The following is a 15,370-nucleotide window of genomic DNA, read 5'->3' as shown; positions in this document are numbered from 1 at the left end:
ATTATTATATAAGTCGTCGTATTGATCTTTATATGAAACCAAGTATGGGGCTAACTCATATCGTATAATCCGCCAAAAAGTATAGCCGATAGTATAACGTGCTATTTTATTACCTGACATTGTCTTTAACCAAATTGACGTAAGAAGCGTACGTCATTTTGGAAAAATAAGCGTAAATCATCAATGCCATAATACAGCATGGCAAAACGCTCAATCCCCATACCAAAGGCAAATCCAGTATATTTATCACTATCGATACCGCAGTTAGTCAGTACCTTAGGGTGTACCATACCGCAGCCCATAACCTCTAACCACTTACCATTATCATCTAATATATCAACCTCTGCCGAGGGCTCTGTAAACGGAAAAAAGGAGGGGCGGAAGCGCACAGTAAGTTTTTTACCAAAGAAGGCTTCTAAAAACTCATTTATTAAGCCTTTTAGCTCAGTAAATGTTGTGCGCTCAGTGACCATTAAACCTTCTAGCTGATGGAACATTGGCGAATGTGTTTGATCTGAATCGCAGCGATAAACACGACCAGGACAGACAATACGAATAGGAGGCTTATTATTTGTCATCGTGCGAATTTGTACAGGGCTGGTATGCGTACGTAATAAATAATGCGCATCAAAATAGAAGGTATCATGCATGGCTCGTGCAGGATGATGTGATGGGATATTAAGCGCCTCAAAATTGTAGTAATCACTTTCAACTTCTGGCCCGGTCGCTACATTAAATCCCGCTTGCATAAAAAACCGCTGCATACGCTGAGCAGTCATAGTAACTGGATGAAGTTGCCCTTTTCTCTGACCACGCGCTGGTAATGTAATGTCAATGCGCTCAGTAGACAGCTTGGCATCTAAGGCTGCTTGATCAATAATAGCTTGTTGTCTATTTAAGGCATCATTAACTTTAGTTCGTACATTATGCAACCAACCGCCTTTCATCTTCTTATCATCAACACTCAGTTTACCCATCTGCTTCGACCAACCAGTAAGCGCACTTTTTTTACCTGTCAAGTTAACTCGCATTTGCTGTAAGTCTGTAGCCGTTGCAATGTCGCCTAGCGCCGACTGAATCGCTGCCACATAATCCTGTAGTTGACACTCTGTCAACTCACTCAAAGCGTTTGTCATTTCAGGCAAGCTAGCCATAATATCTGCGACACTGCGCTTTGAGGCCTCTTGTACTGAATTATTTGATGATGAATTGGTCGATAAAATTTCAGATTGAGTCATGTGAGCATTCTCAGAGTGTATTTGCTATCAGCAATTTGCCAAAATAAATTTATGGGATGGGTGTACTATGAGTAAGAAAAATCTTTCAATACGCTGATCCGTCAACGCTCAGCGCTAATTATTTCATAGTGCTTAGATACTTTATTTTATAGAGTTTAGATGCTTTATATACTGATTATATATCGTGTCTACTATAGTCGCACTCAAATAATTTCTCTACAAGGCGACCAATCTCAAATAGTAAAATGAGTATATTCAGGGCGCTCAACACCGTAGTGGATTTATTTGAGACAAACTATAAGCTATAACAGCCTCTGTAATTAGCTTACATAAGTAAAACAAATACTTAATATAGACCTACTTTAATTGTAAGCAAATAAAACTAAAAAAGCCATCGAATATCGATGGCTTTCTGAATAAGGCAGGAACCTCATTAAATTAATAATGACTCATTAAGCCAAAGCAGCTTTCGCTTTTTCCGTCAATGCAGTAAAAGCAGGGGCATCATGCATAGCGATATCCGCTAAAACACGACGATCGATTTCGATATTTGCTCTTTTCAAACCATTGATGAAACGGCTATAAGTTAAACCATTTAAGCGTGCGCCAGCATTTATACGTGCAATCCATAAACGGCGGAAAGTACGCTTTTTATTGCGACGGTCACGGTAAGCATATTGACCAGCTTTAGTAACTGCTTGTACAGCGACACGATAAACTCTTGAGCGAGCGCCATAATAACCTTTAGCACGCTTTAAAATTTTCTTGTGACGACGATTTGCTTGAACACCACGTTTTACACGGGCCATAAAATACTCCTAAAAAAATTGATTTGCCTGAACTTATATTCTTAAATAAAACTAATTATAAAAGGTTATACAAGGTCGATAGAAATTAAGTGGGTTTAGATATATGGACACATACGGCGAACCGCAGCTACATCAGCAACGTGTACCAGTTTCGTACCACGTAATTGGCGAATACGCTTAGGAGACTTTTTGGTCAGAATGTGACGCTTAAATGCTTGCTTACGCTTAAAACCGTTAGCCGTTTTTTTGAAACGCTTAGCGGCACCACGTTTCGTTTTCATTTTAACTTTCATAAGAACCTCTTATCTTTGTTGTTAGTATCAGTTATCACGAATGTAACCCATCTAACAGCCAAGGGAAAACCTGTTTGTCAGCATATTTCATTATGATTTTTTTAGGTAAATTACCTAGTTTAAAGCCATTAAATATGTGCCTTGAGGTGGGAAGCGCGCATTATAGCAGATGTTTTACGGTTAACCAACACCTATTCTCTATATTATGATTATGCCAATATTTAGCAAGCACTTTATACAAATTCAATGTTCAATCAAATCATTTAGCAAGTAAAAAAGATATAAGAAGACTTGATAAGAACAAGTTTGCTATCAAAAAAACGACTTATTTATGAATGTTTCCCGACTTACGGTCGATTTTTCCGACTTAGGCGTATATTTAATGTAAAATAACGAATATAACTCTTTTTAATTACCTACGCCTAAATCCTAAAACTAATCTGATAAGATAGATAATTAGTGCTAGCTTTAAAAAGGAGAGCCTTAACAAATTTAACAAAGTTAGGGCGTTTTAAAAAAAAAGTATAATACCTGTAAATTAATCATACTATGGTGTAAGCCTTAGGAGTAACCCATATGGCTAGAATCAATATTGATACGAGTAAAGGCAATTTTATTTTTGAAACTGTGATGTCTGTGCGCCATAATGAAATTGATGTTGGCGAACTAATTACAATCGATTCATTGACCGCCTTGCTAATTGAAGCAAGAGCGCGTTTTTTTTTCTCTCGAGGTATTAAAGACATCAATGATGAGTTTCACGCGCTGATCGCCAACGATATAATTATTAACATTGTACGTCGGGCACGGGTACGTCAAAAGTTATTGTTTGAAGTTGGTGTGAGCAATCTTGCTCGAGATGGCGGTGAGCTGCTGATTAAAGTGTCTAGTATGTACGACAATGCTGTTGTGGCTAAAGCCCTTATTAATTTTGTTAATTATGATTACCGTGCGAATGAAATTACCCCCATGAGCCCCTCTGTCATTCAGGCTTTAGATGTCCGTTCGTAAACGTTTATTTTATGATAAATTAATGCTGATTTGTCGGTAAGTCTATATACTGGTTAATGAATATAGCTAAAATTAGATATCAACGTAATATCTGCTATATTTACTGCTGAAATAAACTGATATTCTTTAACATAAAATTTTAGTATTGGGCCGTGCCATCCGCTAAATTTGACGATTATAATACGATCTATATAACCGATGGCACGCTCTAGAACTTAGGGTGCACAAAATGTCCAACCCCGCCTCAGATCCTACTCATAAAACCAATACTACATCTCATTGGCTCGAAGAAGTTGCCTTCAATAAAGATGGATTAATACCTGCTATAGCTCATGATAAACAAACAGGCGACATTCTAATGATGGCTTGGATGAACGCGGAATCACTACAGCAAACAGTCCAAACCAAAACTGCCGTTTATTATTCACGCTCTCGTAACAAACTCTGGCACAAAGGGGAAACTTCGGGGCATACGCAGTTAGTACATGACATTTTTTTAGATTGCGATGCCGATGTTATCGTTTTGTCGGTCACTCAAATTGGTGGAATTGCTTGCCACACTGGCAGAAAGTCGTGCTTTTTTCGCCGCTTAGACATATCAGATAGTACTTCCCCAAACTGGGAGGTTGTCGCGCCAGTATTAAAAGACCCTAAAGATATATACAGCCCTACAGAAAATACAGTATCTGATAATGTAAAAATAGCACATACTGATGACATCAGTAACGATGTTGGCAAAAATAAAGTTCTTGATGCGCAAAACCTTTTGCGTCAATTAGATGCCGTATTGTCTGAGCGAAAACAAGCGGATGCTGACAGCTCATACGTCGCAAGCTTATATGCGAGAGGTATTAATAAGATTTTAGAGAAAGTTGGCGAAGAGTCAGTTGAAGCCATTCTTGCGGCTAAAGATTTGGCTACTGCAGCGCAAGGGAGTAATCAAACTACTGATGCTACTTTAGTTAATGATCTGGTATACGAAATTGCCGACTTGTGGTTTCACACGTTAGTCACATTAGCGTGGTTTAATCTCGACTCGAATATGATTTTAACTGAATTAGCACGACGATTTGGGCTATCAGGTATTGAAGAAAAAAACAGCAGAATAGCTTAATACATTATCTAAGACAAACCATTAACTAATTTTAAGCAGTGTTAACGTAACATACGGTTTTTAAATCTAATTTAATCGACAGGATACGATGATGAGCCTATCTCCAATGCAGTTATTAATTATTCTTGGTATTGCCCTTCTAATTTTTGGTACCACAAAGCTTAAGAATGCTGGAAAAGACCTTGGCGGTGCGGTTAAAGGCTTTAAAGATGCCGTTAAAGATGAGAATGAAGCACACGCTAATAAACATACTGTCATTGACCATCAAGCCAGTGTGGACAACGATGTTGATGTTAATGCAAAAGTTGAGGAAGTCAAAGCTAAAGACCATCAATTATAGGCGCTGTGATTTATTACCTAACTTTTACACTTTAACAAAGCATTGACTTGTTTCGTATAGTCTACTAATTTTAAAAACGGTTTGATTATAGTCCCAACTCTGCGCCTTAGAGTGGTAGTAGATCATGGCATAGGACAATGGGTAATTATGTTTGACTTTAGTTTTTACGAACTTATGGTATTTGGGATAATTGCGCTCATTGTCCTTGGACCAGAGAAATTGCCTCAAGCTGTACGCACAGCAGGTACTTACTATGCTAAATTTCGTCGAACAGCGAGCACCTTAAAAGCTGAAATGGAAGCTGAGCTTGACTTAGCCGAAACCCGACAGCAACTGCAAAAAGAGCTTGAAATGATTCGCCAAGCTGAAGCTGAGATGCAAAAAGAGATGGCGCAATTACGCGGTAATATGGAGACTTTTAAGAAACAACAACACTCAGAATTAAATGAAATCGAAGACTCTTTTACCAAGATGGGAACCGTTGACACTGATCACGTTGACACTGATCATAGTACAATTCAAACCAACCCCCCAATAGTACCGGTGAACATTTCAAAGTCGCAAAAAAATAGTAGGCAACTAGACAGCGAGCAGCTGGATAATACGGAAGCAAGTCCTACCGCTCCGCATACGCTATCTCGTATTGAATCAGATTATCTACCCTCTGTAGCAGTAACACGACCATGGGAAAATATGTGGTTTTTATTGGGCGACTATGACAAAAAACGTCGCTTGCCCCCTGCCCCTCTGTTGCCAGACTACAAAGCCACCTCATTGATGAACGCTGGTCACTCTGCTGATAGTCGTGCTGATAAAAAACTGCCTCCTAGCAATCCTAAGGTGGCATCATGAGTTTATTTAAATCTGACAAAACCAACCCAAAATCCACGTATCCAGATAGCGTATCACAGCATAAATCTGACCCAAGCACTGCTGAACACAGCACCTCTGAACAGCCAGCTAAATCAGAGGGTCTGGATAGTCTGACTGATATGCCAATCACTGAGCACCTCATTGAGCTGCGCTTGCACTTAATTAAAATCATGGTAGTGGTTGGTATTATCTTTTTGGTGTTGGTAGGTTTCTCTCGTGAACTATACGATTTTATTTCACAGCCTTTGGTAGATATTTTGCCTGCCGCCTCCACCATGATTGCGATTGATCCTGTTGCCAACTTTATGGCACCCATTCGCCTAACCCTTCTAGTGGCGGCATTCGTGGCCATGCCCTTCATTTTATATCAAATTTGGTCATTTGTTGCGCCAGGATTATATAAGCATGAAAAGCGTATTGCAGTACCTATCTTATTGTCTTCCATCTTACTGTTTTACACGGGTGTTGCCTTTGCTTATTTTATTGTTTTAAAACGAGCACTTGGCTTCTTAATCGCCTTCGCACCTTCTAGCGTACAACCGATGACAGACATTGAAAGCTATTTAAGCTTTGTTACTAAACTGCTTATGATGTTTGGTATTACCTTTGAAATTCCCGTTGTGGTTCTCATCCTGGTTATTACCGGTATTGTTTCTGTTGCAAGTTTAGCCAGTAAACGCCGTTATGTGATTGTCGCTTGCTTTGCTGCTGCTGGCGTCATGTCTCCTCCTGATGTGCCTTCTATGTTTTTATTGGCACTACCTATGATACTGCTATTTGAATTCGGCTTATTAATGGCACGTATGTTGGTTAAAGAGAAAAAGTCTGCAGTAACCGTTGATTAAAGTTGCTTTGTAGACGTCTCAAATTACCCCAAATATCTAGCATTGGGTATAGGTATTTAAGATACTGGTATTTAAAATATAGGAAGCCTTAACTGGTATAATGAAATCAAAGGGATATCAAGAGCAAACGCTAAATATTTATATCGGTTTATGCCATCAAATTATGGCTTTTTAGACCCTCCATAAGGTTAACGATTCAATTTAGAGTGTTTTGTTATGATTTTGCCATTGCCTCGTCAATGGCTTTTTTAGCGATTTAAGAAATAAACAGGTATAGATATGTCTGCAAACGCACCAATGCCCGCCTATATGAGCGACCCAACTGATGAACAATTGGCTGCGCTGAATATGGCAATGGATGGTAAATCATTTAAAGTAGTGGCTTATGCCGGAGCGGGTAAGACCACGACTTTAAAACTTATTGGTGAAAGACTGCGCGGAAGAGGCCTTTATTTAGCCTTTAACAAAGGCATTGCCACAGAAGCCAAGCAGAAATTTCCAGGACATGTTGATTGCCGTACGTTTCACTCATTGGCCTATCGTCATGTACCTCGTGATATAACCGCCAAATTGTCACTACCAAGATTTTCTCCCAAACGTTTGGGCGATGATTTAGGATTGCGCACGGTACAAGTGCGGCGTCAAATGGATGGCAAAAGTAGTTATGTGAATCTGACGCCTGCCCGCCAAGCCCGTTTTGTCAGCGATGCGGTCAGCAACTTTTGTAGTACTCATGCCAGCTATCCTGCCCCGCGCCATATACTGTTACCCAGCTGGATGAGCGAGTCTGATACCGAGCAATTACGAGAGGCTCTGTACCCTGCTGTGGAACAACGCTGGCTGCAATCTATTGACCCACGCCATCCTGCAGGCATCGGTCATGATATTTACCTGAAGCTCTGGGCGTTATCAAAACCTGCTATTCCTGCTGATTTCATTTTATTCGATGAAGCGCAGGATGCTGACCCATTAATGATGGGTATCTTGACTCAACAGCCTCGCCAAGTCATTTATGTGGGTGATGCGCATCAGCAGATTTACGAATGGCGTGGCGCAGTGAATGCCATGAAGAAATTACCGTTACCGCAAACTCTGTTGACTCAATCTTTTCGCTTTGGAGAGCCGATTGCTGAGGTGGCGAACCTACTATTAAAGGCGTTGCAAGAAGACGTCCCTTTAAAAGGCAATCCCAATAAAAAATCTGGTACGGCTAAATCATTATTACATGGCAAAAAAGACGCCATCTTATGTCGGACCAATGCCTCAGCCATGGCACAATTATTGTCTGGTCTAAAAAATGGTCACAAGGTTGCCTTGCAAGCCGATGCCGATAGAATGTTGAAGTTCTGTAAAGCAGCTGAAAGCCTAAAAGCAGGAAAATCTGCTTATGGCGTTCCAGAATTAGCCTATTTTTATCAATGGGCAGATGTGCAAGATTACGCCGAAACTAACGAAGGTAGCGATTTAAAAACTTTGGTAAAATTGGTAGACGACCACGGTACAAATGTCTTAACCAAAGCGGTAAACAGTTTGACAGATGTCAAAGATGCCGATTATGTCATCTCTACTGCCCATAAAGCCAAAGGACTTGAATGGTCTCGAGTGCAATTGGATGATGACTTTTATTATGATGTGACAACTAACGGTGTAAAAATTAGCCCAGAAGAGCTGCGTCTTTTATATGTCGCCTGTACCCGAGCGCAAGATAACTTAGATATTCATAATATTAGTGATTTGATATCAGGTCTTAAGTCGGGTAAAAAAGTGATTTATGGGTCTTAATTGCTAGTCAAAGACAATGCACTTATTGAAGCCAGTTATACGCTTGGGTTAGCCGAACAAAATAAATATTCTAGCCATTATAAAGTAAAGTGTGGTGGTATACCAAACTGGGCTGCTTATGATATCGGCGACTACCTTATAGATATTTATCTATAAGATTCGGAGCAAACCGCCAATGAGTGTCATGGTACTAAAAGTACGGATATACAAACGTTGCTAAGCGAATGCGCTGTCATTAAACACTACAACTTTGGTATTGCAAACCTCCTCTAATGTAAGATCGTTATGTGTGACCTTTATGTCATTTTCAACTCAGTTTTTCTCAACCCCTGTACGACTGCTCGCACCAATGGAAGGTCTATCTGACCCGTTAATGCGGCAGATACTCACTCAGATTGCCTATGACTTAGGGCGTCCTTACGATTGGTCGGTCAGTGAGTTTATTCGGGTTACTCAACACGTGTTACCTAATCATGTGTTTTACCGTTATGTTCCAGAGCTTAAAACCGAAAGCAAGACTCAAAGTGGCACCCCAATCCATGTTCAGCTTTTAGGCAGTAACCCTGAACTCATGGCAGAAAACGCCTTAGCCGCTTGTGAACTGGGTGCCTTAGCCATTGATCTAAACTTTGGTTGTCCTGCTAAAACAGTAAATAACCATCGAGGTGGTAGTGTATTACTGGATGAGCCAACATTAATGCGAGATATTATCTCTGCGGTACGTACTGCCGTTCCAACCGACATTCCTGTATCCGCTAAAATACGCTTGGGCTATACCGATACCACTAACATGGATGACATTCAAAAGGCCATTACTGATAGCGGTGCTGACTGGCTAACCATTCACGCCCGTACCAAGACTCAAGGCTATAAACCACCTGCCTATTGGGAGAAAATAGCCCGTTTTAATGACTTACCTATTCCCATTATTGCAAATGGCGAGATATGGAATACGGAGCATGCACAAAACTGTATGATAAAGGCGCAAACCCCTCATTTGATGCTTGGTCGTGGCGCAGTAACACGCCCAGATTTAGTGGCTCAAGTTGATGAATCCAGTGCAGAATTAGCATGGCAACAGCTACTACCCTACCAAATTGCATTTTTGCATGGTGACGCTAAAAACGACACCGTTTTAGTAGGCCGTTATAAACAATGGATTGCTATGCTGTCTAAAGGATATGTTGAAGCGAAGCAAACATGGGACATCATTAAACGAGTTAAAGACAAGCAAGTCATTATTAGAGCATTGGAAGATTCTATTTAAGTTTGCTCAAAATAAAATTAGTCCGACAATCAGGAAATAATTAACTACTGACACGAATGGCTAAGTAAAATAACATAAAACAACAGACCATGGATAAGCCCCATAGAATGGAGCGGAATGTTGGTAAGTTAATAATGTAGGCAATGCCGTAAGCGATTCGAATCACGACATACATCACTGCTAAGTTATTAATGACAACTTGAGGCACAAAAAAGAGCATAGCGACAATTACTGAAGCTAAAAACACAGGTAAGGTTTCAAAGCTATTTTGTTGAGCAGCATTAGCACGAGCTGCCTTACCACTAAACTTAGCAACCGTTTCGCGCGGATGGGCATTATCTGCCATATGAAACTCGCCCAAAACCTTTGCCAACATCGCAAAAAAAATGGGTAGTATGCTGGCGGCCACCATTGCCCAAATGGCCACACTAGCGGACTGCGGTATTAATACGAAAAACCAACTCATTTTACTTTCCTTCTAATGCTCGTCTTTGGCTTATCTTGTTTTTCTTATGTTTATATAAACATCATTTGGTTAAGTGATGGAACAAAGTTATATTCTAAAGCAAGTTAAACTTACCTTTTTACCTTTGAGGGCAGACCTTAGCCTTCGCTGGCATCTACTTCAAAGCTATGAGTGATATTAACCCCACCTAATGCTAACATTCGACTGGCCGAGCAGTATTTTTCCGCAGATAATTCGACCGCTTTTGCCACTAGGCTTTCTTTTATATTTTTACCAGTAACGACAAAGTTTAGATGAATATCTGTATAGACCGCAGGCACGCTATCGGCACGAATGGCAGACAATTCACAACGAACGTCTTTAATATCCTGACGCCCTTTTTGTAATATACCGACGACATCATAACTGGCACAGCCTCCTAACCCTAACAAAATGAGCTCCATTGGGCTTGCACCAGCTATTTTATTGGCATCAATATCTACTGTTTGTCCAGATGGCGCTGTTCCTAAAAAATGCTTGTCTTCTTTCCATACTACGCTGCCTTGCAGTGGCATATCTGCTGGTGTTTGAACAGGTGTTTGGTTGCTCATGCGGTTATCCTTATTTATTGCGTTTGTCTCAAGATTTTTTATAAAAGGTAATCTTAAAGAGTTTGCGGCACCCTAAAGTATATGATGGAACATGCCAAGCACATATCCACGCTTGGCATGTTTTAAAGGTAATGCTTAGCTTTCATTCTAAGACTCTTAGTCCAAAAATTAAAACCTTTAGAGGTTACGGGTTAAAACGCTCTACTGAATCCAACAAACACACTGGTTGCATCATCCTCTTTAGCGTTTTTATGAGTCACACCAGCGTTAGCGTTAAACGGACCAAATTGACGAGACAAACCCACAGTCATACCAAAGCTATCCTCATCTAATGCTGGCTGAGGCGTGGTAAAACTATTATCTGGCAAGCTATTTAATCGGGCAGTGACCGCCTCCTGATCATCAGATAGCTGCTTTTGATAATAAACGTCCCCAAATAAATTCAGGGTCTCACTAAGGTTTCTATTTCCTTTTAGCCCAATCTTGCCATAGCTGGTAGTGTATTCTTGCTCATCAAACTGCATAGCTATACCCGACATTTCGACTTCTTTTAGCGCATCTATATTAACTCGGCTAACTGATGCACCCAGATATGGCGTCATTGTTGTATGGCTAAACTGCATAGGGTAGCCCGCTTGCAAATTGGCATAATACCGCTTTCCATCAGCGTTCGACTTAAACTTTTGCGTATAATCTCTTAGTGTCACAGCTCGGGTAACATCCATATCCAGCTTACCAAATCCTAATGCACCATTAACTTGTATACCGCCAAGATTATCAAATGTATTGCTGTGATAGACGCCAACTCCAAACTCATCTAGTTCAATATCACTAAGCCCAGAGACGACATTGTTATTATTAAATTCTTTTTTAGTGATATTAGCGTATATTCCCGTCACTGCATGTGCCGAATTAGCGTAGGCAAAATCCATACCCACTAATAATTGAGCATTACCGCTACTTTCAAGATTATCAATATCTTGGCCTTGAACATCGCCCGTTGCCCAAACGTTACGTGTCGCTCTGATAGCGCTGTTATTTAAAGAGTTAGTCGTTAAAGAGCCATTAGCGCTTTGGGTCTGGTTGATATGTGACTGCAAGCGCTCATTGGTAGCAAATCCTGCTGTGGTTGCTAAATGCGGTAAAATCGCCATCTGGTTTGGTGCAGTAACGACAGCATTGGCATAATCTGCAATCATTTTATGAGCTTGCCCAGTTGGGTGAACGCTATCAGCAAAAAAGTAGGTCTCATTGGCATCTGCTGTTACTCGCGCTGCTTTTCCGCAAATTAAGGAGCTGTCAGTCAAACATGCCTTGTCTGTCACATTGTTGAAGCCGTATGTTTCAGGCGATGCTGCAACCTGCTGTAGCAAGCCAAAAGTGTCTAGCGGTATGACATTTGCATCAATGTTATCAGCACCCTCTAACATAGCTTGGTTAAACTGATTGGTAACATAAGTGCTAGGCCCTTGAGCAGCAGTTCCTACCACATCAGGCGTCAAGCCAATATCTGGAATATTAGGCACTAAAATATACTTTGCCCCCTTATCACTCAGCTTTTTGATGTTCATAACCTGACTATTAACCGCTGAACCTATGATGTTTCGAGCATTGGCACTATCTTCTGAAGCGGCAAGCAGATCATTTGCACCTGCCCACACCACATATAAACCATTAGGGTCTATTTTATTATTGGCTAAATACTGGTCTATTTGACTACTGGCAGAAGCGACGGGAATGTCAAAGCCAAAGTTACTATTGGTTACTTCCACACCCGCTTTTGCCCCACCGATGGCATAGTTATTAATTGCTTGGTTATGAACAGCTTGATCACCTGTTTGGTCACCAAATGTATTGGCCAAAGAGGTAAGACCCTGCTGATGGGCAAAAGGGGTTGCCCATGTATCGTCTGGATTGGTAGTAAATTGTCCTGATTCAGTCACACCAGAAATTTGTTGCGTCACTGGTGAAAAGTAACCCCCGTCAGTTAGGCTATCGCCAAAGAAGGTAATACTGTTGTAATGACTATCCGCATGTGCAGGACCTACCACTACTGCATATAATGCAATGGTCAACATACTTTTAGTGAGCATTCTAGGTGCGTTGTAGATAGGCGTAGTAGTGTGGGGCATTGTGGCTTCCTTGGTAACTTGCTTGATAATTTGTTTAATACTGTATTTAATATTTTGCTGAGTAACTTGGTTGATAGTCTACTGGGTAGCTTCCATGTCGTATATACAAGCGGTTTATAAAGTTTAGTGTATAGCGTTTATAGTGGGCTGGCAATTGATTTGCTGGGCAAAATTAAAGGACAACGTATTTGATTCTATGGCAGTTTTAGGACGTTAACAACTCAGCAGGCCTGACTGCAAAAAGATCAATACTTCCCGACAAAGCAATGCTTATTCGAACCTCATTTTATTCTTTATATTATATCGTTAATAAGCAGTAATAAATCTGTGTTGTCTATTTTGATATTCATTTGGCTGAGCAAGGTAGTTACCTGACGTCTGTGATGGGTGTAATGGGTATGATGATTAAAAAAATGCGGTACTAAAGAGCTAAAAGGCTTGGTAAAGTGATAATGGTTAGTATTTAGATAGGTTAGACCCACCTTATAATCTGAATCTGAATGTTTAGTGTCGTTAATAAAACTCGCTATAATCCTATCAAGTAGTGCTCGGTTAAGTCTATCGCTTTCTAAAGACTTATAGAAAGTCTGATCTAGTGTATTTGGCTTAGGCAACTGAGATAACTTAACTAGTGACACTGCCTCACTAAACCACGCAGATACAAGCGAATGGCGGGATTGGCTACTGCTTTATTAGAAGGTATGGTTGGAAGTAATGATTAAAGCCCTTTTTCAAAAATACTCCTACCCTGTTATAAGCCACTTAACCTAGCTTAAGTGGCTGAACTGGCTTAACTTTATTTAGTTGTACTTTAAAACAATGTAAAACAATTATTACCAAAATAAATTACCAATTTACATAATTTACTGGTTTAATAGTAGCAACGATTCTCAACCTACTATTTCATGATTTTTTAATAGATATTAGAACGATAAAAGTAACGTGTTGACAGTAGGTGTTTTTTAATTTTCGACAATTTTTAAAGGTTTAAGTCATGATTGATGCAGACGGCTTTCGAGCCAATGTCGGTATCATCTTGGCAAATACACAAGGACAAGTTCTATGGGCGAAACGCGTTGGTCATAATTCTTGGCAGTTCCCGCAAGGGGGGATAGATGTTGGCGAAACCCCCATCGATGCAATGTATCGAGAGCTCTGGGAGGAGGTAGGATTATATCCTCGCCACGTTCAAATGTTAGCCGTCACGAATAATTGGCTAAGATATCGCTTGCCTAAACGATACATTCGTCATGGGCAACACCCTTTGTGTATTGGACAAAAACAAAAGTGGTTTTTGCTCCAGCTAGATGAACCGAACACCGAACATATCCGCTTTGATACATCTAAACCAGAGTTTGATCATTGGAGATGGGTCAGTTACTGGTATCCGCTGGGTCAGGTGGTTCATTTTAAACGAGGGGTTTATCGCCGTGCTTTGCACGAATTAGCACGTGAATTACCCCTGAAACCAGAGTTAGTCATTCCTGAGCAAACCAACCATTTGATTCAGGTATAATAGTTACTCTTAACTGCTTAAAATGAATTTATATTAGCACTTTATTAATAGAAAAAGCCCGTATCCAGTGTGAACTGACCCCCATAAGTTGTGTCCAACTTTTGGGGGTCAGTTCAGTGATGCGGGCTTTTTTGTTAGCTATATTTACAGGGTGATTTGCTTATCTTAGCTTAAATAATCGTTCCGCCGACCATCGACTCTAAGTCCATGCGAGTCCAAACATTACCGTTATCGAAGTAGATATTATCGATACCTAAATCTGCAAACTGACTTCCTATATTAATAGTACCACCATTTACCTTAACTTCTAGGTTACTATCTTGTCTTACTAACTCTATTTGAGAGATATCAAAGCCCTTCAAGTCCAGTATGTTCGAACCATAGTTATCAATGATATGTAGATAAGATGATGTTTGGAAATTATCTGAGCTAATGACATAAGTATCATTTCCTGCACCACCATTAAACAACTTGTATGATGTAGAGCTCTGCCCATGAATTAAAGTATCGTCACCCCCTTCACCATATAGGTTATCACTACCTCCCTGAGCTATTAAAATATCATCTCCATTACCACCGTAGATGTACTCGTCATTTACTCCTCCTCTCAAACTATCATTACCTTCTAGTCCATATAAAACTGTGTAATCACTATTTGATTCGAAAACATCACTTTCTTGACTGCCAACCCATTTTCCACCAGTCAATTTATCAATTTCCTTTCTATCCCATATTTCACCGTCATCGAAATAGATATTATCGATACCTAAATCTGCAAACTGACTTCCTATATTAATAGTACCACCATTTACCTTAACTTCTAGGTTACTATCTTGTCTTACTAACTCTATTTGAGAGATATCAAAGCCCTTCAAGTCCAGTATGTTCGAACCATAGTTATCAATGATATGTAGATAAGATGATGTTTGGAAATTATCTGAGCTAATGACATAAGTATCATTTCCTGCACCACCATTAAACAACTTGTATGATGTAGAGCTCTGCCCATGAATTAAAGTATCGTCACCCCCTTCACCATATAGGTTATCACTACCTCCCTGAGCTATTAAAATATCATCTCCATTACCACCGTA

17 protein-coding genes are annotated in these 15,370 nt (G+C 40.1%); 9 read left to right on the top strand and 8 right to left on the bottom strand.

Features of this window, described 5'->3' with window-relative positions:
• Window positions 1–125: 125 nt before the first annotated feature.
• The 3 genes from pheS to rpmI all read right to left on the bottom strand — a co-directional run bounded on the left by pheS (window position 126) and on the right by rpmI (window position 2,340).
• Entirely contained in the window at window positions 126–1,136 is a 1,011-nt protein-coding gene (pheS, locus tag AC2SLL_RS03040; protein WP_486530420.1) for a phenylalanine--tRNA ligase subunit alpha, read from the bottom strand.
• Window positions 1,137–1,690: 554 nt separating this feature from the next.
• On the bottom strand, window positions 1,691–2,047 hold the full coding sequence (gene rplT / locus AC2SLL_RS03035; RefSeq protein WP_486530208.1) for a 50S ribosomal protein L20: 357 nt from the start codon (window positions 2,045–2,047) through the stop codon (window positions 1,691–1,693).
• Between the two features lie 95 nt (window positions 2,048–2,142).
• A complete protein-coding gene (gene rpmI, locus AC2SLL_RS03030; RefSeq protein WP_011961529.1) occupies window positions 2,143–2,340 on the bottom strand; it encodes a 50S ribosomal protein L35 in 198 nt (65 codons plus the stop codon).
• Window positions 2,341–2,916: 576 nt separating this feature from the next.
• On the opposite strand from rpmI, the gene AC2SLL_RS03025 reads away from it, so the two are divergent.
• From AC2SLL_RS03025 to AC2SLL_RS02990, 8 genes are all read left to right on the top strand, one after another.
• Window positions 2,917–3,351, top strand: coding sequence for a thioesterase family protein (locus AC2SLL_RS03025; RefSeq protein WP_486530207.1), 435 nt, complete (start codon window positions 2,917–2,919; stop codon window positions 3,349–3,351).
• A gap of 229 nt (window positions 3,352–3,580) precedes the next feature.
• Window positions 3,581–4,465 (top strand): bifunctional phosphoribosyl-AMP cyclohydrolase/phosphoribosyl-ATP diphosphatase HisIE, encoded by an 885-nt coding sequence (hisIE, locus tag AC2SLL_RS03020; RefSeq protein WP_486530206.1) that lies wholly within the window; start codon window positions 3,581–3,583, stop codon window positions 4,463–4,465.
• A gap of 88 nt (window positions 4,466–4,553) precedes the next feature.
• The gene (gene tatA, locus AC2SLL_RS03015; protein WP_486530205.1) at window positions 4,554–4,805 is read left to right on the top strand and encodes a twin-arginine translocase TatA/TatE family subunit; all 252 of its coding nucleotides are present in this window, start codon (window positions 4,554–4,556) and stop codon (window positions 4,803–4,805) included.
• A gap of 147 nt (window positions 4,806–4,952) precedes the next feature.
• Window positions 4,953–5,657 carry a Sec-independent protein translocase protein TatB gene (gene tatB, locus AC2SLL_RS03010; protein WP_486530204.1) on the top strand — a complete coding sequence of 235 codons (705 nt, stop codon included), beginning with the start codon at window positions 4,953–4,955 and terminating at the stop codon, window positions 5,655–5,657.
• A 140-nt stretch (window positions 5,658–5,797) separates the two neighbouring features.
• Window positions 5,798–6,523, top strand: a complete 726-nt coding sequence (gene tatC, locus AC2SLL_RS03005) for a twin-arginine translocase subunit TatC (RefSeq protein ID WP_486530419.1) — start codon at window positions 5,798–5,800, stop codon at window positions 6,521–6,523.
• A gap of 279 nt (window positions 6,524–6,802) precedes the next feature.
• The gene (locus AC2SLL_RS03000; protein WP_486530203.1) at window positions 6,803–8,305 is read left to right on the top strand and encodes a UvrD-helicase domain-containing protein; all 1,503 of its coding nucleotides are present in this window, start codon (window positions 6,803–6,805) and stop codon (window positions 8,303–8,305) included.
• Window positions 8,306–8,461 (top strand): hypothetical protein, encoded by a 156-nt coding sequence (locus AC2SLL_RS02995; RefSeq protein ID WP_486530202.1) that lies wholly within the window; start codon window positions 8,306–8,308, stop codon window positions 8,459–8,461.
• A gap of 142 nt (window positions 8,462–8,603) precedes the next feature.
• Window positions 8,604–9,572, top strand: coding sequence for a tRNA dihydrouridine synthase (locus tag AC2SLL_RS02990; protein WP_486530201.1), 969 nt, complete (start codon window positions 8,604–8,606; stop codon window positions 9,570–9,572).
• Window positions 9,573–9,612: 40 nt separating this feature from the next.
• Here AC2SLL_RS02990 and AC2SLL_RS02985 read toward each other — a convergent pair whose 3' ends face one another.
• The 4 genes from AC2SLL_RS02985 to AC2SLL_RS02970 all read right to left on the bottom strand — a co-directional run bounded on the left by AC2SLL_RS02985 (window position 9,613) and on the right by AC2SLL_RS02970 (window position 13,398).
• A complete protein-coding gene (locus AC2SLL_RS02985) occupies window positions 9,613–10,038 on the bottom strand; it encodes an MAPEG family protein (RefSeq protein ID WP_486530200.1) in 426 nt (141 codons plus the stop codon).
• 137 nt (window positions 10,039–10,175) lie between these two features.
• Complete coding sequence (locus tag AC2SLL_RS02980; RefSeq protein ID WP_486530418.1) at window positions 10,176–10,592, bottom strand: OsmC family protein; 417 nt, start codon at window positions 10,590–10,592, stop codon at window positions 10,176–10,178.
• 227 nt (window positions 10,593–10,819) lie between these two features.
• Window positions 10,820–12,760 (bottom strand): autotransporter domain-containing protein, encoded by a 1,941-nt coding sequence (locus tag AC2SLL_RS02975; RefSeq protein ID WP_486530199.1) that lies wholly within the window; start codon window positions 12,758–12,760, stop codon window positions 10,820–10,822.
• A 293-nt stretch (window positions 12,761–13,053) separates the two neighbouring features.
• Window positions 13,054–13,398: a hypothetical protein gene (locus AC2SLL_RS02970; protein ID WP_486530198.1), complete on the bottom strand. Its 345-nt coding sequence runs from the start codon at window positions 13,396–13,398 to the stop codon at window positions 13,054–13,056.
• A gap of 356 nt (window positions 13,399–13,754) precedes the next feature.
• Between AC2SLL_RS02970 and AC2SLL_RS02965 the strand changes: the two genes are divergently transcribed.
• On the top strand, window positions 13,755–14,276 hold the full coding sequence (locus AC2SLL_RS02965) for an RNA pyrophosphohydrolase (protein WP_486530197.1): 522 nt from the start codon (window positions 13,755–13,757) through the stop codon (window positions 14,274–14,276).
• Window positions 14,277–14,446: 170 nt separating this feature from the next.
• On the opposite strand, the gene AC2SLL_RS02960 is transcribed toward AC2SLL_RS02965, so the two are convergent.
• Window positions 14,447–15,370: calcium-binding protein (locus AC2SLL_RS02960; RefSeq protein WP_486530196.1), on the bottom strand; the 924-nt coding region annotated here is incomplete at its 5' end.

It is taken from the genome of Psychrobacter sp. CX97, assembly GCF_057396285.1.
The sequence above is the reverse complement of the archived record's forward strand: the minus strand, read 5'-3'. Positions and strand labels throughout refer to the sequence as shown.